Source organism: Methylomonas sp. HW2-6, assembly GCF_052474525.1.
This window is the reverse complement of record NZ_CP184124.1, coordinates 719,915-740,521: the sequence shown is the minus strand read 5'-3', so window position 1 is coordinate 740,521 and position 20,607 is coordinate 719,915. Positions and strand designations below refer to the sequence as shown.

Annotated in this window: 21 protein-coding genes; 16 read left to right on the top strand and 5 right to left on the bottom strand. The window is 56.9% G+C overall.

The genetic code is table 11. From position 1 onward, the window contains the following. Nucleotides 1-44: 44 nt before the first annotated feature. From ACH518_RS04525 to ACH518_RS04510, 4 genes are all read left to right on the top strand, one after another. A complete protein-coding gene (locus ACH518_RS04525) occupies nt 45-974 on the top strand; it encodes a hypothetical protein (protein ID WP_445372030.1) in 930 nt (309 codons plus the stop codon). Nucleotides 975-1,013: 39 nt separating this feature from the next. Continuing rightward, on the top strand, nt 1,014-2,078 hold the full coding sequence (locus ACH518_RS04520; RefSeq protein ID WP_445372029.1) for an efflux RND transporter periplasmic adaptor subunit: 1,065 nt from the start codon (nt 1,014-1,016) through the stop codon (nt 2,076-2,078). Further along, the gene (locus ACH518_RS04515) at nt 2,075-5,203 is read left to right on the top strand and encodes an efflux RND transporter permease subunit (RefSeq protein WP_445372028.1); all 3,129 of its coding nucleotides are present in this window, start codon (nt 2,075-2,077) and stop codon (nt 5,201-5,203) included. Before ACH518_RS04520 ends, ACH518_RS04515 begins: the two co-directional genes overlap by 4 nt. Before the next feature lie 175 nt (nt 5,204-5,378). Beyond that, nucleotides 5,379-6,188: a sulfite exporter TauE/SafE family protein gene (locus tag ACH518_RS04510; RefSeq protein ID WP_278210053.1), complete on the top strand. Its 810-nt coding sequence runs from the start codon at nt 5,379-5,381 to the stop codon at nt 6,186-6,188. A 56-nt stretch (nt 6,189-6,244) separates the two neighbouring features. On the opposite strand, the gene ACH518_RS04505 is transcribed toward ACH518_RS04510, so the two are convergent. Further along, nucleotides 6,245-6,913, bottom strand: a complete 669-nt coding sequence (locus ACH518_RS04505; protein WP_445372027.1) for an NUDIX hydrolase — start codon at nt 6,911-6,913, stop codon at nt 6,245-6,247. Nucleotides 6,914-7,070: 157 nt separating this feature from the next. Here ACH518_RS04505 and ACH518_RS04500 point away from each other — a divergent pair, with 157 nt between their 5' ends. The 3 genes from ACH518_RS04500 to ACH518_RS04490 are packed head-to-tail and all read left to right on the top strand — an operon-like array spanning nt 7,071 to nt 10,806. After that, the gene (locus ACH518_RS04500; RefSeq protein ID WP_445372026.1) at nt 7,071-7,901 is read left to right on the top strand and encodes a hypothetical protein; all 831 of its coding nucleotides are present in this window, start codon (nt 7,071-7,073) and stop codon (nt 7,899-7,901) included. A gap of 11 nt (nt 7,902-7,912) precedes the next feature. After that, complete coding sequence (pncB, locus tag ACH518_RS04495) at nt 7,913-9,100, top strand: nicotinate phosphoribosyltransferase (RefSeq protein WP_445372025.1); 1,188 nt, start codon at nt 7,913-7,915, stop codon at nt 9,098-9,100. Nucleotides 9,101-9,114: 14 nt separating this feature from the next. Further along, the gene (locus tag ACH518_RS04490) at nt 9,115-10,806 is read left to right on the top strand and encodes an NAD+ synthase (protein WP_445372024.1); all 1,692 of its coding nucleotides are present in this window, start codon (nt 9,115-9,117) and stop codon (nt 10,804-10,806) included. A 23-nt stretch (nt 10,807-10,829) separates the two neighbouring features. Here ACH518_RS04490 and typA read toward each other — a convergent pair whose 3' ends face one another. The 4 genes from typA to ACH518_RS04470 all read right to left on the bottom strand — a co-directional run bounded on the left by typA (nt 10,830) and on the right by ACH518_RS04470 (nt 14,629). Next, complete coding sequence (typA, locus tag ACH518_RS04485) at nt 10,830-12,653, bottom strand: translational GTPase TypA (protein ID WP_140911988.1); 1,824 nt, start codon at nt 12,651-12,653, stop codon at nt 10,830-10,832. A 101-nt stretch (nt 12,654-12,754) separates the two neighbouring features. Beyond that, nucleotides 12,755-13,147: a rhodanese-like domain-containing protein gene (locus ACH518_RS04480; RefSeq protein ID WP_445372023.1), complete on the bottom strand. Its 393-nt coding sequence runs from the start codon at nt 13,145-13,147 to the stop codon at nt 12,755-12,757. 10 nt (nt 13,148-13,157) lie between these two features. After that, complete coding sequence (locus tag ACH518_RS04475; protein ID WP_445372022.1) at nt 13,158-13,730, bottom strand: class I SAM-dependent methyltransferase; 573 nt, start codon at nt 13,728-13,730, stop codon at nt 13,158-13,160. Then, nucleotides 13,727-14,629 carry a LysR family transcriptional regulator gene (locus tag ACH518_RS04470; protein ID WP_140911985.1) on the bottom strand — a complete coding sequence of 301 codons (903 nt, stop codon included), beginning with the start codon at nt 14,627-14,629 and terminating at the stop codon, nt 13,727-13,729. The genes ACH518_RS04475 and ACH518_RS04470 overlap by 4 nt, the downstream gene beginning before the upstream one ends. A 187-nt stretch (nt 14,630-14,816) precedes the next feature. On the opposite strand from ACH518_RS04470, the gene ACH518_RS04465 reads away from it, so the two are divergent. The 9 genes from ACH518_RS04465 to ACH518_RS04425 all read left to right on the top strand — a co-directional run bounded on the left by ACH518_RS04465 (nt 14,817) and on the right by ACH518_RS04425 (nt 20,565). Beyond that, nucleotides 14,817-14,969 carry a hypothetical protein gene (locus ACH518_RS04465; RefSeq protein ID WP_186289544.1) on the top strand — a complete coding sequence of 51 codons (153 nt, stop codon included), beginning with the start codon at nt 14,817-14,819 and terminating at the stop codon, nt 14,967-14,969. Between the two features lie 185 nt (nt 14,970-15,154). Next, nucleotides 15,155-15,472 carry a phosphoribosyl-ATP diphosphatase gene (locus ACH518_RS04460; RefSeq protein WP_140911984.1) on the top strand — a complete coding sequence of 106 codons (318 nt, stop codon included), beginning with the start codon at nt 15,155-15,157 and terminating at the stop codon, nt 15,470-15,472. A gap of 24 nt (nt 15,473-15,496) precedes the next feature. Then, a complete protein-coding gene (tatA, locus tag ACH518_RS04455) occupies nt 15,497-15,712 on the top strand; it encodes a Sec-independent protein translocase subunit TatA (protein WP_140911983.1) in 216 nt (71 codons plus the stop codon). 7 nt (nt 15,713-15,719) lie between these two features. Further along, nucleotides 15,720-16,040 (top strand): Sec-independent protein translocase protein TatB, encoded by a 321-nt coding sequence (tatB, locus tag ACH518_RS04450; RefSeq protein ID WP_140911982.1) that lies wholly within the window; start codon nt 15,720-15,722, stop codon nt 16,038-16,040. Continuing rightward, complete coding sequence (gene tatC / locus ACH518_RS04445) at nt 16,015-16,770, top strand: twin-arginine translocase subunit TatC (protein ID WP_445372021.1); 756 nt, start codon at nt 16,015-16,017, stop codon at nt 16,768-16,770. The genes tatB and tatC overlap by 26 nt, the downstream gene beginning before the upstream one ends. Beyond that, entirely contained in the window at nt 16,763-17,446 is a 684-nt protein-coding gene (locus ACH518_RS04440) for a YggS family pyridoxal phosphate-dependent enzyme (RefSeq protein ID WP_445372020.1), read from the top strand. The genes tatC and ACH518_RS04440 overlap by 8 nt, the downstream gene beginning before the upstream one ends. A gap of 57 nt (nt 17,447-17,503) precedes the next feature. After that, nucleotides 17,504-19,264 carry an arginine--tRNA ligase gene (gene argS / locus ACH518_RS04435; protein ID WP_445372019.1) on the top strand — a complete coding sequence of 587 codons (1,761 nt, stop codon included), beginning with the start codon at nt 17,504-17,506 and terminating at the stop codon, nt 19,262-19,264. Then, complete coding sequence (locus ACH518_RS04430; RefSeq protein ID WP_445372018.1) at nt 19,265-19,894, top strand: SPOR domain-containing protein; 630 nt, start codon at nt 19,265-19,267, stop codon at nt 19,892-19,894. 119 nt (nt 19,895-20,013) lie between these two features. Next, nucleotides 20,014-20,565: a FlgO family outer membrane protein gene (locus tag ACH518_RS04425; RefSeq protein ID WP_445372017.1), complete on the top strand. Its 552-nt coding sequence runs from the start codon at nt 20,014-20,016 to the stop codon at nt 20,563-20,565. Nucleotides 20,566-20,607 lie beyond the last annotated feature (42 nt).

Here is a 20,607-nt window from a genome sequence, read left to right as displayed (position 1 = left end):
TTTTCCGGGTCAAGTTCCGGACCATAAACTGCGGAGGCCCTTAGATGCATTCGAAGATTCAGGACGTTTTTACCCAGCTCCATGTCGATGTCGCCCGCAATTCCACCGACGATTTCAATCTGTTTCACGATCCGCATAAATGGCAGCGGATTAAAGACAATCCGTTCGACGGACCGATTTCGTTGGGTTTCCAGTTGGAGTCTCTGATCGAAGGCCGACTTGCAACGTTTCGCGCTAGCCGGGACGAAGTGGATTTGATCGAGCGGCATGGGCTGCATTTCAGTAACTATCAATTTTCCTTCGCCAATGCGATCAAGCCCGGCCAGACGATTCAGGTCGAGATCAAGGACAGCCAATTCAAAGCCGAGCCCGAGCCGGTATTGAGTAATCGCATCGCGGTCAAGGCCGAAGGCAATCTGGCCTTGATGGGCTACAAAAAAGAAACGGTCGAGCCGCTGTTTTTGCCGAATCCGAATTTGTCGCGCATCGGCGAATTGAAGATTCAACCGGATCGCTGTTTTTTGCCGAACGGCTTCTTCCTGAAGCGTAAATTCATGATGACCAGCAACGCCAAGAATTTTCTGTGTGCGTCGCTGCGCGACCAAACCGAGTATTTCGACGAGTTGCAGGATAAAGTCAAATTTCCGGAAATATTCCCGTGTGCCTTGCTGTCCAGCGCGTTATTGGAAAAAGCCCTGAAATGGCTGCACGATTTCGAGCGCAACCCCATGGTCTATACTTCGCACAAAATCAGTATCGACAGGCGTTTGCTGGCTCAACTCAGAAGTAACGACGCGCTACATATTCTGATCAAGCCGGCGGAGGAGTCGGCGGCTCACGATTTCGGCGACCCGAAGGCGACTCCGCTGGATTACGAATGTTACGGCTTGTTCGGTTCGGACAACGCGGTATTGTTCCGCGCCTTGATTTCCTTAACGCCCCTGGAACTGATCGTTAAAGCGATGCACAAATGATGACTGGCAATTCTGTGGATTTTTTTTCAAGGAGATGCGATGAGAGTGTTTCTGACGATGTCGTTCTTGTTGTTAACGGCCTGCGAACAAGAAGTTGCGATATCGCCGAAACCCCGCCCGGCGGAGATTGTTGAAGTCGGCGAGCGTACCCGAGCGGCCCCGACGGTGTTGGTCGGCGAGGTGCGTTCCCGCTACGAAAGCGCGCAAGGTTTTCGGATACCCGGCAAAATCGTCCAGCGATTGGTGGAACGCGGCGCCGTGGTCAGGAAAGGACAGGTGCTAGCTAAACTGGACGACAAGGATACCAGCCTGTCTGCCAGCTCGGCGCAAGCCGAGCTGCATGCGGCGGAGGCGGATTTGGCGCTGGCGCAGGCCGAGTTGGAGCGCCAGCGCAGTTTATTCCAACGTAAATTCGTGTCCGCCCAAGCGTTGGACATTCAGGAAGCCAAGTTCAAATCGGCTCAAGCCCGTGTCAAACAGACTACAGCCGAAGCCGCCGTCCGCAGTAACCAATCCCGTTATACCCAATTGCAGGCCGACCGTGACGGCGTCGTCACTGAAATTCGGGCCGAACCGGGCCAGGTGGTCGAGGCCGGGGAAGTGGTGGCGCGAATTGCGGCGACCGACAGCCTGGAAGTAGCCATTTCCGCGCCGGAATCCCATATCGGCGGCGCAGCGCTTGGTGCGGCGGCCGAAATCAAACTATGGGCGCTACCGAGTAAGGTTTACCGCGGATCGGTGCGGGAAGTGGCGCCGGCCGCCGACAGCGTGACGCGGACCTTTCAGATGCGGGTGGCTTTGGCCGACGCCGATGCCGCCGTTCATCTGGGTATGACGGCCGGGGTTCGCTTCGAGGCGGCAGCCGATCAGGCCTGGTTATTGCCGTCGACCGCCGTGACCCAGCGCGACGGCCAGGCCGTGGTTTGGGTGGTCGAACCGGCGACCGGCGCCGTTACCCCGCGCCCGGTACAAACCGGCCCGTTCCGCGAGGACGGCACCATTGTCAACCAAGGCTTGCAGAGCGGCGATTGGGTGGTGGCGGTTGGCGCCCAAACCCTGGTGCCGGGCCAGATTGTGCAGCCGGTTAGACGGGAGCGGCCATGACCGGACGCTTCAACCTTTCCGAATGGTCGTTACGCCACCCGGCTTTGGTGTTATACGCGCTGTTGGTGTTGACAGTAGTCGGCGCCGTTTCCTATAGCCGGCTCGGCCAATCCGAAGATCCGCCTTTCACCTTCAAGCTGATGGTGGTACGCACCGGCTGGCCGGGCGCTAGCGCCCGCGAAGTCGAACTGCAAGTCACCGACAAGCTGGAGAAAAAACTACAGGAAGTGCCGTGGCTGGACAATCTGCGCAGTTACTCGCGGCCGGGCGAATCGCTGATATTCGTGTTGGCCAAGGACTCGACCCCGCCGGAGGAAGTCCCGAACATTTTTTACCAGGTGCGGAAAAAAATATTCGATATCCGCCAAACCCTGCCCGACGGGGTGGAAGGGCCGACCTTCAACGACGAATTCGGCGATGTTTACGGCAACCTCTATGCCCTGGTCGGCGACGGTTACGATTATGCCGCGCTCAAGCGATATGCCGATGCGGTACGCGCCCAGTTGCTACGAGTTGGGGACGTCGCGAAAGTGGACTTCTTCGGTGAGCAGCAGCAACGAATTTACATCGATTTGTCCAACGCCAAACTGGCGACGATCGGCATCGATACCGCGACGCTGATCCGCACTTTGCAATCCCAGAATCTGATGACCGGCAGCGGCGGTTTCGATTTCAGTGACGAGCATATCCGCATCGGCGTCAGCGGCCGTTACGACAGCCTGGAACAATTGCGCGACCTCAGATTGCGCGCCAATGGCAATGAATTCCGCCTGGGCGACGTCGCCAGCGTCAGCCGCGGTTTCGAAGATCCGCCGCACGACCGGGTGCGCTACCAAGGCCGCGACGCGCTGTTGATCGGGGTATCGATGCGCGACGGCGGCGATATCATTCAATTGGGCCGCAATCTGGATACCGAAGTCAAAGCGGTGCAAGCCCTATTGCCTATCGGGCTGGAATTGCATCCGGTATCGTCGCAACCGCAAGCGGTGCAGCGCTCGGTCAACGAATTCGTCAAATCGCTGGTCGAGGCTTTGGTCATCGTCTTGGGCGTCAGCCTGATGTCCTTGGGTCTGCGGACCGGCATTGTGGTTGCGATCAGCATCCCGGTGGTATTGGCGGCGACGTTTTGGCTGATGCATTTGTTCGGCGTCGGGCTGCACAAAATTTCACTGGGTGCGCTGATATTGGCGCTGGGGCTATTGGTGGACGACGCCATTATTGCGGTGGAGATGATGGCCTCAAAAATGGAACAGGGCTGGGAACGCGCCCGCGCCGCGGCCTTTACCTACACCTCGACCGCGATGCCGATGTTGAGCGGAACCTTGGTCACTGCGGCCGGTTTTCTGCCGATTGCGACCGCGGCCTCGTCGACCGGCGAATACACCCGTTCCATGTTCCAGGTAGTGGTGATTGCATTACTGGTGTCCTGGCTGGCGGCGGTGGTGTTCGTGCCGTATTTGGGCTTTCACTTGTTGCCGGAATTTCGGGAAGGCCGGCGCCCGGACTCGATCCTGAACCGGCTCCGGGCGAAATGGAAAAAGACGCCGGCTGCGGCAGCCGCTCACGCAGATCTGTACCAAACCCCGTTTTACCGGCGCTTCCGCGGTGTGGTGGAAACCTGCGTGATTTACCGGGGCTGGGTGATTTTGTTGACTGTAGCAATCTTCGGCGCGGCAATTTTCGGCTTCAAGTTCGTCCAGCAACAGTTTTTTCCGGACTCGACCCGGCCGGAACTGATCGTCGATTTGCGTCTGGCCGAGGGCGTTTCCTATGCCGCGACCGAAACTCAGGTGAAAAAGCTGGAGGCCTGGCTGGAGCGGCAGGACGGCATCGACAATTACGTGGCCTATGTCGGCACCGGCAGCCCGCGTTTCTATCTGCCGCTGGACCAACAACTGGCCCAACGCAGTTTCGCCCAGTTGGTGGTTTTGACCAAAGGTCCGGCCGAGCGCGAAGCGTTGCGGGAAAAATTGATTCGTTTGTTCGAACAGGATTTTTCAAGCTTGCGCGGCAGCGTGTTGCGTTTGGAAAACGGGCCGCCGGTCGGCTTTCCGGTGCAGTTTCGCGTCTCCGGCCCGGATTTGCCGACTTTGCAGGCCATCGCCCGCCAGATCGCCGAGGTGATGCGCGCCAATCCGCATCTGTCGAATGTGCAGCACGATTGGGAAGAGCCGGTGAAAGTGGTGCGCGTCGATATCGACCAGTCCAAAGCCCGCTTGTTGGGCATCACATCCAGCGACATCGCCAATCTGGTCAACGGCGCCTCGCAGGGTTTATACGTCAGCGAGTTTCGGGAAGGCATCGAACGTATCGATTTGCTGGTGCGCGGCACCGCCACGGAACGCAAGCATTTGTCGCGGCTGGAAAATCTGATGATCCCGTCCGCCGACGGCCGCAGCGTACCGCTGTCGCAGATTGCCAAACTGGAATACGGTTTCGAAGAGGGCGTGATCTGGCGCCGCAATCGGTTGCCGACCGTGACGGTGCGCGCCAATCTGTACGGCACTATCCAGGCGCCGGTGGTGTCGGCCCAAGTCGAGAGCCAACTGGACCAGATCAAGCGGCAGTTGCCGCTCGGGTACCGCCTGGAAGTCGGCGGCGCGGTGGAGGAATCGGCCAAGGGCGGCGATTCGGTCGCGGCGGGCATGCCGCTGTTTTTGTTCAGCGTATTGACGGTGTTGATTATCCAGTTGCAAAGTTTCTCGCGAGTGGCCTTGGTGTTGCTGACCGCGCCCTTGGGCATGATCGGCGTGACCTTGTTCTTGCTGGTGTTCCAGCAGCCGTTCGGTTTCGTGGCGATGTTGGGCACGATTGCGTTGTCCGGCATGATCATGCGCAACTCGGTGATCCTGGTCGATCAGATCGAGCAGGACAAGCGGGCCGGGAGCAGCGACTTCGATGCCATCGTCGATTCCACCGTGCGCCGGTTCCGCCCTATCGTGCTGACCGCGGCGGCGGCGATTCTGGCGATGATACCGCTGACGCGCAGCGCGTTTTTCGGGCCGATGGCCGTTGCGATCATGGGCGGATTGACCGTCGCCACCATTTTGACCTTGCTGTTTCTGCCGGCGTTGTATGCCGCCTGGTTTCGGGTCGCACTCCCCGGCGCCCAAACCGATTCTTGATTCGCATTTTCCATTCCGGCCGTTCGTCGCTTTCGGCCACGAACGGCCCCTTAGCCTTACCGGCTCGAATATCTAATTTTCGGATAACTATATGCCGATATAGCATTAATAGTTTGATCGCTTGCGCTGGCATAATGCAGCCGTTATCGAATTTTACGAATTGAAAAGGTAAAAAATGAATTTGATGTATACCTTATCCGGCTTCGCGGTCGGTTTGCTGGTCGGCATTACCGGCGTCGGCGGCGGCTCTTTGATGACGCCGTTATTGGTGTTTTTGTTCGGCTTCAAACCGGCGGTCGCAGTGGGTACCGATTTGCTCTATGCCTCGATCACCAAAACCGCCGGTGTGTTCGTCCACCACGGCAAACACGGCTCGGTGGACTGGAAAATCGTCGGCTGGCTGGGGCTGGGTAGCCTGCCGTTTGCCGGTGCGACCTTGTATGTCTTGAAAAACCTGATGGCGGTCGGCAAGGAAACCACCGGCGCGATCACGTTTACCTTGGGTGTGGCGCTGCTGCTGACAGCATGCGCTCTATTGGTACGCAGTTTGTTGTTGCGCAAAGCCGCTAAACAGCAGATCGACGACGACCATAGCACTCAGGAAAACAGCGGCCGGTTTTCGCCGCGCTGGGAGAAAATTGCGACGGTGCTGACCGGTGCCGTACTCGGCGTGCTAGTCACCTTGTCCTCGGTTGGTGCCGGTGCGCTGGGCACGGTCGCTTTGCTGTTCTTGTACCCGCGAATGTCGACTTTGAAAGTCGTCGGCACCGATCTGGCCCACGCGATTCCGTTGACCGCGGTGGCCGGCCTCGGCCATTTGAGTTTGGGCAATTTCGATCTGGATTTGCTGATTAGTCTGTTGTTGGGGTCGGTGCCGGGGATTTGGATCGGCAGCCATTTGAGCGCGAAAATTCCGGAACATGTATTGCGGCCGGTATTGGCGACTTTGCTGCTGGTGATCGGCACCAAATTCGTGTTGCAGTAATTCTTAGGACCAAGGCCGCCTGATCCGGATCGGAAGCGCGCCTTGGGCCAAGCTTGTCATAATCCTCGCTGCAACAACTTCAAGGCGTTGGCAAATTCGGCTTTCAGCCGGTAGACCTGTGCCGGCCGATGGGCGCCGTTGGCTTCGGTTTGCCCCGCTATTTCCTCCAACACCCCCAGTTCGTCCATTTTTCGGCGGAAGCTGACTTTATTCAAGGTCTCGCCCAGGCAGGCTTCGTAGATTTTTTGCAATTTCGGCAAGGTGAAGCGTTCCCCGGCCAAGTGGCAGGGTAACGAAGAATATTGCGATTTGTTGCGGATGCGCTCCACCGCGGCCTGGACAATGTCGTTGTGGTCGAAGGGTAAGCGCCGCAGCGCATCGACCGGGCAAATCGACAATCCGGGATGCTCGGCCTGCAGCAGCAATTCGGCGTTGACCAGCGCAAAATAAGCGATCGAAATCGACCAGCCCCTGGGGTCGCGGGCGCAGCCGTCGAAGGTACGCAACTGTTCCAGGTAAGGCGGATTCACTCCGGCTTTCTGGCGCAGAATGCGCAGCGCCGCATCCAGGCTGTCGCGGTCGGTCTCGGCGTGGATGTAGCCGCCCGGCAAGGCATCCAGGCCGGCGAAAGGCTCGTGTTCGCGCCTGGCCAGGGCCACGCTCAATTGCTGCTGGTGAATCGTCAGCAGCACCACATCTATCGTTGCAATCATCCGCTCGGACATAGAGAGCGTTTATCCTTCAGGCTGTTTAGTAACAAAATGTGAAATTTAGCAATGTAAGTCTTATTTTATAGATATTTTTCGTTGTTTTAATAGTTGCAATATGTAACTAACAGGAATAAGCTAAGCCCGTCCCGATTTTATAGCCGGAGCAGGCATTATGAATGCGATCCAATTGTTGATCATCGACGCCCAAAACGATTTTTGCGACCGTCCCTTCGCCGGCGCATTGCCGGCTTTGCCGGTTCCCGGCGCCTATCAGGACTGCCTGCGTCTGGTCCGGCTGATAGATCGGCTGGCCGAGGCGATAGATTCGGCCATCGTCAGCCTCGATTTGCACCACAGTATCGATCTGGCGCATTACACGATGTGGCGCGACGCGAACGGCGCCTTGCCGCCGCCGTTTACCCAGGTCACGGCGGCGGACGTCCGCCACGGCCGTTACCGCGCGTTGGCGGCAGCAATATCCGCCGACGCCGAGCAGTACATTCTGGAATATTTGCAAAATCTGGAGCAGCTCGGTTTGGCGTTGACACTGTGGCCGCCGCATTGTCTGGTCGGCTCGCCGGGCGCAAATTTGAACCCCGAACTTGCCGGTGCGCTGCAACGCTGGGAATCCAAATGCTTTAAGGCTATCGATGTGATCGAAAAAGGCCGCAACATCTGGACCGAAAGCTTTTCGGCGTTGAAAGCGGTGATTCCCTACCCCGGCGACGCCGATACCGACTTGAACCGGCACTTGCTCGAGCTGTTGGCCGGTCCGCAACCGGTCTGGGTGGCCGGCCAGGCCAGCAGCCACTGCGTCAGGCAAACCGTGTTGGACCTGTTGCAATACGGCCCGGCCGATATTACCGAGCGTTTGACGCTGCTGACCGATTGCATGAGCCCGGTGCCGGGTTGCGAAGCATTGGCCGAGCAATTTTTTGACGATGTGCGGCAGCGGGGCGTCCGCTTGGCCGCCACTAGCGAACTCGGCCGCGGCCGGCCGTAACGGAGGAAGCGATGGCCCCGATTGTGAAAAGCTTGTTGGAAAACGATCTTTATAAATTTCCGATGTGGCAAACCATGCTGCATAAACGCCCCGAAGCCACCGCGGAATACGGTTTCGTCTGCCGCAACACGCCGGAATATCCGCTGGCCGAACTGGTTGCCGACGTCAAGTGCGAGTTGGAGCAGTTGTGCACACTGCAATTCGCCGACCACGAACTCGAGTATTTAAGCGGGCTTAGTTATTTGAAGCCGGATTTCATCGAGTTTTTATCGCTGTTCCGCTTCAAACCCAAATATCTGCAAGTCTATGCCGAGGGTGACCGGCTTAGAATCGATGCCGCCGGCCCGCAAGTTCACGTGATGAATTTCGAGATTTTTGTTTTATACATCGTCTCGGAACTGTATTTCCGCCGTTTCGATCAAGCCGCCTTGTTGGCCGAAGGCCGGCGCCGGCTGCAACAAAAAATCGCGATGCTGAAAGACTTTGCCGAACAGCCGGCCGAAACCCATCCGTTCGAGTTTTTCGACTTCGGCTTGCGCCGCCGGGCCTGGGGCAGCTGGCAGGAAGAAGTGGTGCAGACCTTGTCGACCGAATTGCCGAATTTGTTCAAAGGCACCTCGAATGTTTATCTGGCCCAAAAATACGGGCTGAAACCGATCGGCACGATGGCGCACGAGTATTTGCAATCTTACCAGGCGCATATCGTCCGCTTGCGCGAGTTCCAACGCACGGCGCTGGAGGATTGGGCGCAGGAGTTCCGCGGCAATTTGGGGATCGCCTTGACCGATACCATCGGCATGGATGCGTTTTTGCGCGATTTCGATCTGTATTTCGCCAAGCTGTTCGACGGTTTGCGCCACGATTCCGGCGATCCGGGCATTTGGGGCGAAAAAGCCATCGCCCATTACCAAGCGTTAAAAATCGATCCGCACACCAAGCGTCTGGTGTTTTCCGACGGTCTGGACATGCCGAAAGCGATCGGGCTGTACCGCCAATTCGCCGGCCGGATCCAGCTGGGGTTCGGCATCGGCACGAATTTGACTAACGATCTCGGCGTCAAACCGCTGAATATCGTCATGAAACTGATGCGCTGCAACGGCGATCCGGTGGCCAAGTTATCGGACGCGCCGGGCAAAACCTTGTGCGACGACCCGACCTTCGTCGCCTATTTGCGGCAGATTTTCAACCACTACGTCTGAAGCGGGGATCAGTTATGCCGGGACAAACACCATTGCGTATCGCCGTCGCCCAAACCAATCCGACCGTCGGCGATTTTGCCGGCAACCTGCGCATCGCCGAGCAGGCGTTTCGCGACGCCGAGCGGCTGCAAGCGCAGTTGCTGGTATTTCCGGAGCTTTCGTTGTGCGGCTACTATCCGGGAGATTTGCTGAACGACGCGGCGTTCATCCGTGAGGCTGAGCGGGCTCTGGCAGAGTTGGCGGAACTTTCCCGCCGGTTTCCGGGAATTAGCGTTATCGCCGGTTTGCCGCAAACCCGTTCCGGGCCGGGCAAGCCGCTGCACAATTCCTTGCTTGCGCTGGCAAACGGCCAAGTGCTTGCCGCGTACCACAAACAATTGTTACCGACCTACAACATTTTCGACGAGCGGCGGCACTTCGAGCCGGGGCCGGCCACCGCCGCCAGCATCGAAGTCGCCGGCTATAAAGTAGGTTTGATGATCTGCGAAGACGGCTGGAACGACGCTGCCAACGATTATCCGGTCAATCCTTACCAGGCTTTGGCCGCAATCGGGCCGGACCTGGTGGTCAGCATCAACGCCAGCCCGTCCAATATCGGCAAGCGCGATCAACGCCACCGGATTATCGCCGGTGCCGCGCGACGCCACCGCTTGCCGATTCTGTACGTAAACCAAGTCGGCGGCCAGGATAGCATCGTGTTCGACGGCGCTTCGTTTGGAGTAAATGCAGACGGAACGCTCGCGTTCGAATTGCCGGCTTTCGAAGCGGCAGTCGAGCCGGTCGAGTTTAGCGCCGGCGTGTTTCATGGCTTTGGCTCTGGCCAGCCTTTGCCGGAGCCGGAGTTTGTCGTTCGGCACATCCTTATGGGTTTGCGCGATTACGCCCGCCGCTGCGGCTTCCAACAGGTTGTGGTCGGTTCCTCGGGCGGTATCGATTCGGCGTTGACCATCGCCTTGGCGGCCGAAGCGCTCGGCCCGGACAACGTGATCGCGGTGACGATGCCTTCCGAATATTCCAGCGCCGGTTCCGTCACCGATTCGCAGTTGTTGTGCGACGCGTTGGGGGTAAGGTTATTGACGCATCCGATTCGGGAACAGGTCGCGGCCTTCAAAGTCCAGTTTCAAGCCAGCTTCGCCACGCCGCTGGCGGGTCTGCCGTTGGAAAATTTACAGGCGCGGATACGCGGCACCGTGTTGATGGCGTATTCCAACCGGTTCGGCGCGTTGGTGCTGACCACCGGCAACAAGAGCGAAATCTCGGTCGGCTATTGCACCTTGTACGGCGACACCAACGGCGGCTTGGGTTTGATCGGCGATTTGTACAAAACCGAGGTATACCGCTTGGCGGACTATCTGAACCGGCGCGCCGGCCGGCCGTTGATTCCGGAGTCGATTCTGATTAAGGAGCCTTCGGCCGAATTAGCGTTCGACCAAAAAGATACCGACAGTTTGCCGCCGTATCCGGTGCTGGACGAAATATTGAAACTATTGATCGAGGGTGATTTGCTGGCGGAAGCGGAATACCGCCGAGCCTGCGATTTTGTTAGCGATTATCGGCGTGCGGCCGAAGGCGAGGCGGTGTTCCAACGCATCGGCCGGATGGTGACGCGCAACGAATACAAGCGGCGTCAGGCGCCGCCCATCATCCGGGTCCGCTCCCGCGCCTTCGGCGCCGGGCGGCAGATGCCGATTGCGGCCAAGTATTAGCCAGGCCGCAACCGGTTTAGCGCTTAGTCGCTGGCGCGCGAGGCGCGTTTGCGCTCGTTTTCGGTCAGCAGTTTTTTACGTAAGCGGATCGATTGCGGCGTGACTTCGACCAACTCGTCGTCGGCGATGAATTCCAGCGCTTGTTCCAGGCTCATTTTGATCGGCGGGGTCAACAGGATGTTCTCGTCGGAGCCGGCGGCGCGGATATTGGTCAACTGCTTGGCTTTGGTCGGGTTGACCACCAAGTCGTTATCGCGCGAGTGGATGCCGATGACCATGCCTTCGTAGACTTCGGTGGCGTGTTCGATGAACAGACGGCCGCGTTCCTGCAAGTTGAACAACGCATAGCCCAGCGATTTGCCTTGCACCATCGACACCAGCACGCCGTTGATACGGCCGCCAACGTTGCCTTTTTTCATCGGCCCGTAGTGGTCGTAGACGTGGTAGAACAAGCCGGAACCGGACGTGGCGGTCAAAAATTCGGTTTGGAAACCGATCAGGCCGCGCGACGGCACCATGTATTCCAAGCGGGTGCGGCCTTTGCCGTCCGGCACCATGTTCAGCAGGTCGCCCTTGCGTTCGCCTAACTTTTCCATGATCGCGCCCTGGTGTTCGTCTTCCAGTTCGATGGTCACCATCTCGAACGGTTCGTGCATCTCGCCGTCGACTTCCTTCAAAATCACTTCCGGACGCGATACGCCCAGTTCGTAACCTTCGCGGCGCATGTTTTCGATCAGGATCGACAAATGCAGCTCGCCGCGGCCGGAAACCTTGAATTTGTCCGGGTCCTCGGTGTCTTCGACCCGCAACGCCACGTTATGCTGCAATTCTTTTTGTAAACGGTCGCGAATCTGCCGTGAGGTGACGAACTTGCCTTCCTTGCCGGCGAACGGCGAGGTGTTGACCTGAAAGGTCATGCTGACGGTCGGCTCGTCGACTTTCAATGGCGGCAGTGCTTCGACCGCGTCTTGCTGACACAGGGTGTCGGAAATCTCCAACTTGTCGATACCGGTGAAAGCGATAATGTCGCCGGCTTGGGCTTGCGGCACTTCGATCCGTTCCAGACCCTTGAAGCCGAAGATTTGCAGCATCCGCACGTTACGGGTAGTGCCTTCGCGGTTGATCAAGGTCAGTTGCTGGTTGGATTTGACGGTACCGCGCTGAATGCGGCCGATGCCGATCACACCAACGTAACTGTTGTAATCCAGGCTGATCACCTGCATTTGGAACGGGCCGTCGATGTTGACCGGCGGCGGGCTGACTTTGTCGACGATGGTTTGAAACAGCGGCGTCATGTCGCCACCTTCGACTGTACTTTCCAGCTCCAAGCCGGCATAACCCTTCAACGCCGAGGCGTAAACGATGGGGAAATCCAGTTGCTCGTCGGTGGCGCCCAAGCGGTCGAACAAATCGAAGGTTTGGTCGATCACCCAATCCGGGCGAGCGCCGGGCCGGTCGACCTTGTTAATCACGACGATGGGTTTCAAGCCCAAGGCAAAAGCTTTCTGAGTCACGAAGCGGGTTTGTGGCATTGGGCCGTCCACCGCATCGACCAATAGCAATACGCAATCCACCATGGATAGCACCCGTTCGACTTCGCCGCCGAAGTCGGCGTGGCCCGGGGTGTCGACGATGTTGATGTGGTAGCCGTTCCAATCGATGGCGGTGTTTTTCGCCAGGATCGTAATCCCGCGTTCTTTTTCCAGGGCATTGGAGTCCATCACCCGCTCGTCGACTTTTTCGTGGGCGTCGAAGGTGCCGGATTGCTGCAACAATTGATCGACGAGGGTGGTTTTGCCATGGTCGACATGGGCGATGATGGCGATATTTCTGAGTTTTTCTATCACGGGATTTATTAAGTTTTTTACAAAAGAACGTGCGCCGGCTTTGCTAAAAATGCGAGCCGGCGCGGAAATGGGTGGCTATGGATTTACAGTGAATGGGGGGATTAGCTTTGGCTCCAAGGCAGGCCGTGGAAACGCCAGCCGCCGAGCTTGCCCCGATGCTGGTTGGCGTCGAGCGGGCCTTCGAAGCCTTCCAGAATATTGACCAAATGCTGGTAGCCGGCGGCCTCCAGGGCTTTGGCGGCATCTACAGAACGCTGTCCGCTGCGGCATAGCAACAGTACCGGCGCCGCTTTATTCGGCGCGTGTTGCTGGACCTGGGCAATGAAATCGGCGTTCAACTGCATCCCCGGGAATTCTTTCCAGGCGACGTGGATGGCCTTTGGCGGATGGCCGACGAAGCCGTGTTCGATGGCGGTGCGGACGTCGATCAGCACGGCGTTGGGATCGGTTTGCAACAAGTCCCAGGCTTGTTTGGGGTCGAGATTTTCTATCATGGGTTACCGCTCAAGTTTTTTGCCCGATGAAACAGGCTTCGTTTCGGTTGCCGAGCCGCGTGTCACCGATCCTGGCGTATTCCTGGTAAAAAACCACGCTCAGGGGCTGAAACAGCTGGAGAAGCTCGTTGCGCGCCAATAGGTAATCGGGATTGCTGGGGCCGTGTTGGTCAAGCTTGTCGCGGGTAAATGTTTGATAAAACAGCAGGCCGCCCGGATTCAAGGCCGCCATTATCGCATTACACAGGGTGCGGTCAAGAAAACGGCATATGACAATAACATCGTAGTGGTGATCCGCTAACGATTCGCTGCCGATTTGGCAGTGCCGGGTGTTGACGCTGAGGCTTTGCCGATCGGCATAGTGGCGGAGTTTATCCAGCGCTACCGGCGACACGTCCCAGGCGTCGACGCTCAGTCCTGATCCGGCCAATAGCAGCGCATTGCCGCCCAGGCCGCAGGCCAAATCCAGCGCTTTGCCCTGTCGTGGCAGCAAATGCAAGTGGTTGGCGAGTAACTCCGCCGCGGCGGGTGCTGCCGTTGCGTTGCGGTAAATCGCGTCCCACTTGTTTTGCAGCTCGGTCACGGGTTCATGCCGATCCGGTGCGGCAGCCAGGCCTGGATGAACTCCAGGAAGGAACGGACTTTGGCGGACAAATACTTGCGGTGCGGATAGACCGCGTAGATTTCCAACGGCGCGATGCCGTATTGCTCCATCACCACTTGCAGACGGCCTTGTTCGATGTCGCGGCCGACGATGTAGCGCGGCAGCATGATCAGGCCCAGGCCGTTGACCGCGGCATTGCGGATCGGGTCGGCCATGTTGGCTTGCATCCGGCCGGTCACGGTGACGGTGCGTTCGCCGAGGATGCCTTTGAAGCGCCATTTATTGCGCGGCGGAATCGCCCAGTTGATCAGGCAGCTGTGGTCTTCCAGGTCTTCCGGGTCTTGCGGGATGCCGTGTTTTTTCAGGTATTCCGGCGAGGCGCAGACCACCAATGACGAACTTGCCAATTTGCGGGCGACCAGGCTGGTGTCGTTGAGTTGGCCCAAGTAGATCGCCAGATCGACGCCCTCGTCGATCAAATCCACCTGACCACCCTTTAGCACCATCTCCACCGACAGATCCGGGTAGTTTTTCAGATACTCGGTCAGACCCGGCGAGATATGGCTGGCGCCGATCACCGGCGGCGCCAGAATTTTCAACGTGCCGCGCGGCTCGGTTTGCAAATGGGTGATGGCCGATTCCATTTCTGCAACGTCCAGCAGCACTTGTTGACAGCGTTCCAGATAGGCTTCGCCGGCTTCCGTCAGGCTTAAGCTGCGGGTCGTACGGTTGAATAAGCGCGTATTCAACTCGCTTTCCAGTTGCATGATGTGCTTGGTGGCCATGGCGCGGGAAATGTCCAAATCCTTGGCGGCGCCGGCAAAGCTGCCGGCCTTGGCGACACGGACAAAAACGTTCATGCTGGTTAGTTTGTCCATTCTGCCTCCGGGGACATTAAAAGGTGCTAAAAAACGTTGACATTTTTATTGTTTCTTAATTTTATACAATTTATTTAATAAATGCCTAATTGTAAACTTTTTTATCTCCGGTATAGTGTGCAGCAACTTAACGAGAAAGCACAGAAAATCTTGCCAAATGCAAGATTAAACAGAGGATTTGAGCACAATGAACGAATTTAAAAAAGACGTACTGGTCGGTACTTTGTTTGTCGCCGGTATTTTGAATTTTCTTTCCGGCCTGTTTGTAATTTCCACTGTCCTGTTTGCAGCGACGTCAATGTTCAGCAATATTTCGCTTAATACTCAAGCGAGCCGCTGATCCCCCTGAATTTGTAACTACCTCCTGGTGTTGTAATTAACGAGCGGTAACCTCCTTTCAAGCACTCCGCTGGTTTTCTTGCCTCCCTCTGCGCAAGCATTGGGAGGTTTTTTTTGTCCGCAGTTTTTCCGGCACTTTGGGCGTCATGCTATGATTCAGCCCGTTCGCAATCGAGATCAACAGTCATGAACGACGTTTTACAGCAATTGGCATTGGTGCTGGAGCAGCGCAAACAGCAATCGGCCGATCAATCTTATGTAGCAAGCTTGTACGCCAAAGGTTTGGACCATATTTTGAAAAAAATCGGTGAAGAAGCCACGGAAACGGTAATGGCGGCGAAAGACGGCGACAAGGATAAGATCGTTTACGAAGTGGCTGATCTGTGGTTTCACTCCATGGTCTTGTTGGCGCACCAGGAACTCGGGCCGGAACAGGTGATCAACGAGCTGCAGCGGCGTTTCGGTTTGTCCGGTCTGCAGGAAAAAGCGCAACGCAGCTCTTAAATAGGCAAACAGCAGGAGTAGGTAATGGGTTTTAGTATTCCGCATTTATTGGTGGTGTTGGTGATTGTCGTGTTGGTGTTCGGCACCAAGCGTTTGAAAAATGTCGGCGCCGACCTTGGCGAGGCCATCAGAGGTTTCCGCAATGCTGTCAAGGAAGGCGGCGAAGACAAAACGCTGGCCAATAAGGAAGACGATGTGCTGGAAGGCGAAGTCTCCAGTAAAGAAAAAGACAAGGTGTAACGCGACTATGTTCGATGTCGGTTTTTCCGAATTGCTGATGGTCGGCTTGGTGGCTTTATTGGTACTGGGCCCGGAAAAATTGCCCAGAGCTGCCCGCTTGGCCGGGCTATGGGTCGGTAAGGCACGTAGTGTGCTGGCAGTCGCCAAGGCGGAAATCAAGCAGGAGCTGGCCGCTGAAGAGATGCGGCAACTGATGCAGCAAAACATCGCCGGCGAAGTACAAAAAGTTATAGACGAGACCCGTTCGGCTGTCGACGACGTCAATTTCAGCATTCAAGCTGCGACCGAAACCGATCAACACGATGACAAACCAAGTTCAGCCGGATAACGAACAGTCTTTTTTCAGCCATCTGGTCGAACTGCGCGACCGTCTGTTAAAGATGGTGCTCTGCGTATTGCTGGTGTTTGTCGGCACCGCCAGTTACGCCAACGAGATCTATGCTTTTTTGGCCGATCCGCTGTTGCAGCATATGCCGAAAAACAGTTCCATGATTGCGATAGACGTGGCTTCGCCGTTTTTTACGCCGTTTAAACTGGCGTTTGTCGTCGCCGTGTTCGCCAGCATCCCTTTCATCCTTTATCAGTTTTGGGGCTTCGTCGCGCCGGGCTTGTACCGCCACGAGAAAATGATGGTGGCGCCGCTGTTGCTGGCCAGCACGGTATTGTTTTACGGCGGCGCGGCGTTTGCCTACTTTTTGGTGTTCCCGTTGGTATTTTCCTACCTGACGGCGGCCGCCCCGGCCGGGGTCGCCGTAATGACCGACATCGCCACCTATTTGGATTTCGTGTTGGCGATGTTTTTTGCGTTCGGCCTGGCCTTCGAAATTCCGGTGTTGACCATCGTTCTGGTCTGGACCGGCATTATCAGTCCGGAATCTTTGGCGGAGAAACGGCCTTACGTGATCGTCGGCGTGTTTGTGGTGGCGATGTTCCTGACGCCGCCCGACGCCTTGTCCCAAACCTTGTTGGCGGTGCCGATGTGGTTGTTGTTCGAGTCAGGCCTGTTGTTCTCCAGGTTAATAACCCGGCGCGACCGCGCAGCCGAGAACAATGGTTAGTATCGCCGGGCGTTTTGCCGCGGTCCGCGCCCAATTGCGCGATGCCGAAATCGCCGCCGGGCGCCTGCCGGGTAGCGTGCAATTGCTTGCCGTCAGCAAAACCAAACCGGCGGCCGACCTGGCCGCGGCTTATCGATTGGGTCAGCGCCATTTCGGCGAAAATTATTTGCAGGAAGCGCTGAAGAAGCAGCAACAACTGGCCGCGTTCGATATCAGTTGGCATTTCATCGGCCCGATCCAATCCAACAAAACCCGGCAGATAGCCACGCATTTCGCTTGGGTGCACAGCGTCGACCGTTTCAAAATCGCCGAGCGTCTCAGCGAGCAGCGCCCGGATTATTTGCCGCCGCTGAATATCTGCCTGCAAGTCAATATCAGCGACGAAGCTACCAAATCCGGCGTCGGTCTGGCCGAGTTGCCGGATTTGGTTGAGCAAGTGGCACAATTGCCGCGTCTGCGTTTGCGCGGCGTAATGGCTATTCCCGAGCCGGCGGCCGATTTCGAAACGCAGCGCATTCCTTACCGACGCCTGTACCAAGCGGCAACGGCATTGCACCTGCCGCAGCTGGATACGTTTTCGTTCGGCATGAGCGGCGATCTGCTGGCCGCGGTCACCGAAGGCGCCACCATGGTTAGGATCGGCACGGCGCTGTTCGGTGCGCGTCCTAGCCAATAAATTGTTTTTCATGGATAATGCGGGCAATTTTCCGACAAATCCCCATTCTCCGACCCGATGAAACAAAAGCTGGAATCCCTTTTACAACAGGCAGTTGCAGGTATCAAAACTCAAGGTATTCTCGAAAACGATTTCATTGCCCAAATTCAGTTAGAACGCACCAAAGACCCGCAACACGGCGATTTCGCTACCAATCTGGCGATGCTACTGGCCAAACCAGCCAAACAAAACCCGCGCCAACTCGCCGAAAAAATCGTCGCGGCCTTGCCTGCCGACCCGGCAGTGGTCAAAGTCGAGATCGCCGGGCCCGGATTCATCAACTTTTTCATCAATCCCGATAGCCAGTTCCAGATCGTGCGCCAAGTGCTGGAGCAAGGCGACGGCTTCGGCTTGAGCCGGATTGGAGCCGGGCAGCGGGTGCAAGTCGAGTTTGTCTCCGCCAATCCGACCGGGCCATTGCATGTCGGCCACGGCCGCGGTGCCGCCTATGGTTCCGCAGTAGCCGACCTGTTGGAAGCGGCCGGTTTCAGCGTCGAGCGTGAATACTACGTCAACGACGCCGGCCGGCAAATGGATATTCTGGCGGCCAGCGTCTGGTTGCGTTACCTGGAAGCCTGCGGCGAGGTATTGCCTTTTCCGAGTAACGGCTACCGAGGCGAATACGTTAGAGATATTTCCGCCAATTTGCACAGAAGCGCCGGCGACAAGTACCGCCAGCCAGCCGCACAGGTTTTGGCGGATTTACCGGCTGACGAAGCGCAAGGCGGCGATAAGGAAAAGCATATCGACGCGCTGATCGAACGCGCTAAAACGTTGTTGGGGCCGGAAGCCTACGAGCAAGTGTTTCAAGCCGGCCTGAACGAGATCTTGCTGGATATCAAAGACGACCTTGCCGAGTTCGGCGTCGGTTATCAGTGTTGGTTCTCGGAACGTTCGTTGATGGACGACCAATCCATCGACCGGGCGCTGCAGCGATTGGACGAGGCAGGGTTTCTGTACCGGCAGGAAGGGGCGACCTGGTTCGCTTCCAGCCGATTGGGCGACGAAAAAGATCGGGTGGTAGTGCGCGACAACGGTCAAACTACCTATTTTGCGTCCGATATCGCTTACCACATGAACAAGCTGGATCGGGGCTTCGACAAGATCGTCGATATCTGGGGCGCCGACCACCACGGCTATATTCCGCGGGTCAAAGCCGCGATGCAGGCCCTGGGTGCCGACGATTCCAAACTTAAAGTGTTGCTAGTGCAATTTGCCGTACTCTACCGCGGCGACGAAAAAGTGCAGATGTCGACCCGTTCCGGTGAATTCGTCACCTTGCGCCAACTGCGTAACGAAGTCGGCAAAGACGCCTGCCGTTTTTTCTATGTGATGCGCAAGTCCGAGCAGCACATGGATTTCGACTTGAAACTGGCGACCTCCAAAACCAACGAAAATCCGGTCTATTACGTACAGTATGCGCATGCCCGGGTGTGCAGCGTGTTGCGCCAATTGGACGAAAAAGGTCGCCAACGCGATCCGTTGCTGGGCATGCAGCATCTGAATCTGTTGGTCGAGGAACAGGAAAGCGCGCTATTGACGACATTGTCCAGATATCCGGAAACGCTGGAGCGGGCGGCGTTGAACTACGAACCGCACCAATTGATTCAATATCTGCGCGAATTGGCCAACCAATTCCATAGTTACTATAACGCCCACCAATTTTTGGTCGACGACGACAAGCTGTGCAATGCCCGGATCAACCTGGTTTGCGCGGTCCGGCAAGTGTTGGCCAATGCCATGTCGCTGCTGAAAATCAATACACCCGAAGCGATGTAAATGGCCAGAGATTACAAGCACCGCGTACAAAGCCCCAATTACGGCGCCGGCCGGCGGAAGCCGAAGCAGTCGTCGTCGGTTGCATTATGGCGCTGGCTGTTGGTGATTATGCTGATAGCGGCCTTCGTGGTGTTTTTGAATATGATCGGTAAGCTGGTGCCGGAATTGGTCGCCGGCAAGCCCAGCCCGGAAACCCAGCCCGCCGCCGAACCGAAAAAGCAAGAGTTGCCGCTAAAACCCCAAACCGCCGCCGAAACGGAAAAACCGGCCGAGCCGGTCGAACCGGAAGAGCCGCGTTACGACTTTTATACGATTCTGCCGCAGGCGGAAGTCGTGGTGCCGGACTATGAAATCAAAACCCGGGTCCGCGAGCAGTTGGTCGGCAAAACCAAGGCTGCCAAATACATCATGCAGGCCGGTTCGTTCAGAGAGGCGGCTGAAGCCGAACGTCACAAAGCCAAACTGGCCTTACTCGGCATCGAGTCGCGGGTCGAAAAAGCCAAAGTCGGCAACGTGATTTGGCATCGAGTCAAAGTGGGGCCGTACGATAACCCTGCCAGCGTCTCCACGATTAAGGAACTGCTGCAGAAAAACGGTATCGGCGTGATCGTCACCGAAAGCGGTCAGTAGATTTCAGGATGTAAGTTGCAATTCGGTGCAAAATTTACCGCCAATTCGGCATTTATCGATTGACTGGCCTATAGTTTTAAGCTCTGATTAAAGCCCACAATTTCCAGGGGAGAGGCTACATGCTCAAGAAAAAATTAATGGTGTTGATGTTGGTAGGTTTGACCGTTTTGAGCGGTTGCAGCCGGCTTTACTACTACTCGAGCAGCATTGACGACGACGACTTGGTCGAAGTCAGCTACGATGCGGTCGGCTGGCTGCTGGCCGATTTGCGCCAGCCCTTGCCTAAAGGCAGTCTGGTCGTGATCAATTCCCTGGTCAACGTCGACGACATGGGCCAAACCCTGCCATTCGGCAGGATCATTTCCGACCAGCTTTCTTCGGCGCTGCACCGTTCCGGTTACCGGGTGATGGGTATGGAGCTGCCGACCGAGATTTTTGCCAAAAATGAAGCCGGCATTCTGGAATTGCCGGAAAAAACCAAGGAAGCTTTAAATAATGTCGGTGCTAAAGCGATTGTGATCGGTTCGTACGCGCCGGGACGCGATAACGTTTATGTCTCCTTGCGGGTGGTCGATATCGCCAGCCAGAACGTGGTTTCCTCGACTGATTACTCGGTGGCAATGGGACCAGACGCCAAAGTGCTGACGACCAAGCCCCAGCCTAAACAATAAACCGTCCAGGGAAGCGGCCGTTGGACCGTGGCCGCTTCCACG

Coding starts and splice junctions, on each gene's coding strand:
- ACH518_RS04525 (WP_445372030.1), top strand. CDS start 45: ATGCATTCGAAGATTCAGGACGTTTTTACCCAGCTCCATGTCGATGTC.
- ACH518_RS04520 (WP_445372029.1), top strand. CDS start 1,014: ATGAGAGTGTTTCTGACGATGTCGTTCTTGTTGTTAACGGCCTGCGAA.
- ACH518_RS04515 (WP_445372028.1), top strand. CDS start 2,075: ATGACCGGACGCTTCAACCTTTCCGAATGGTCGTTACGCCACCCGGCT.
- ACH518_RS04510 (WP_278210053.1), top strand. CDS start 5,379: ATGAATTTGATGTATACCTTATCCGGCTTCGCGGTCGGTTTGCTGGTC.
- ACH518_RS04505 (WP_445372027.1), bottom strand. CDS start 6,913: ATGTCCGAGCGGATGATTGCAACGATAGATGTGGTGCTGCTGACGATT.
- ACH518_RS04500 (WP_445372026.1), top strand. CDS start 7,071: ATGAATGCGATCCAATTGTTGATCATCGACGCCCAAAACGATTTTTGC.
- pncB (WP_445372025.1), top strand. CDS start 7,913: ATGGCCCCGATTGTGAAAAGCTTGTTGGAAAACGATCTTTATAAATTT.
- ACH518_RS04490 (WP_445372024.1), top strand. CDS start 9,115: ATGCCGGGACAAACACCATTGCGTATCGCCGTCGCCCAAACCAATCCG.
- ACH518_RS04480 (WP_445372023.1), bottom strand. CDS start 13,147: ATGATAGAAAATCTCGACCCCAAACAAGCCTGGGACTTGTTGCAAACC.
- ACH518_RS04470 (WP_140911985.1), bottom strand. CDS start 14,629: ATGGACAAACTAACCAGCATGAACGTTTTTGTCCGTGTCGCCAAGGCC.
- ACH518_RS04465 (WP_186289544.1), top strand. CDS start 14,817: ATGAACGAATTTAAAAAAGACGTACTGGTCGGTACTTTGTTTGTCGCC.
- ACH518_RS04460 (WP_140911984.1), top strand. CDS start 15,155: ATGAACGACGTTTTACAGCAATTGGCATTGGTGCTGGAGCAGCGCAAA.
- tatA (WP_140911983.1), top strand. CDS start 15,497: ATGGGTTTTAGTATTCCGCATTTATTGGTGGTGTTGGTGATTGTCGTG.
- tatB (WP_140911982.1), top strand. CDS start 15,720: ATGTTCGATGTCGGTTTTTCCGAATTGCTGATGGTCGGCTTGGTGGCT.
- tatC (WP_445372021.1), top strand. CDS start 16,015: ATGACAAACCAAGTTCAGCCGGATAACGAACAGTCTTTTTTCAGCCAT.
- ACH518_RS04440 (WP_445372020.1), top strand. CDS start 16,763: ATGGTTAGTATCGCCGGGCGTTTTGCCGCGGTCCGCGCCCAATTGCGC.
- argS (WP_445372019.1), top strand. CDS start 17,504: ATGAAACAAAAGCTGGAATCCCTTTTACAACAGGCAGTTGCAGGTATC.
- ACH518_RS04430 (WP_445372018.1), top strand. CDS start 19,265: ATGGCCAGAGATTACAAGCACCGCGTACAAAGCCCCAATTACGGCGCC.
- ACH518_RS04425 (WP_445372017.1), top strand. CDS start 20,014: ATGCTCAAGAAAAAATTAATGGTGTTGATGTTGGTAGGTTTGACCGTT.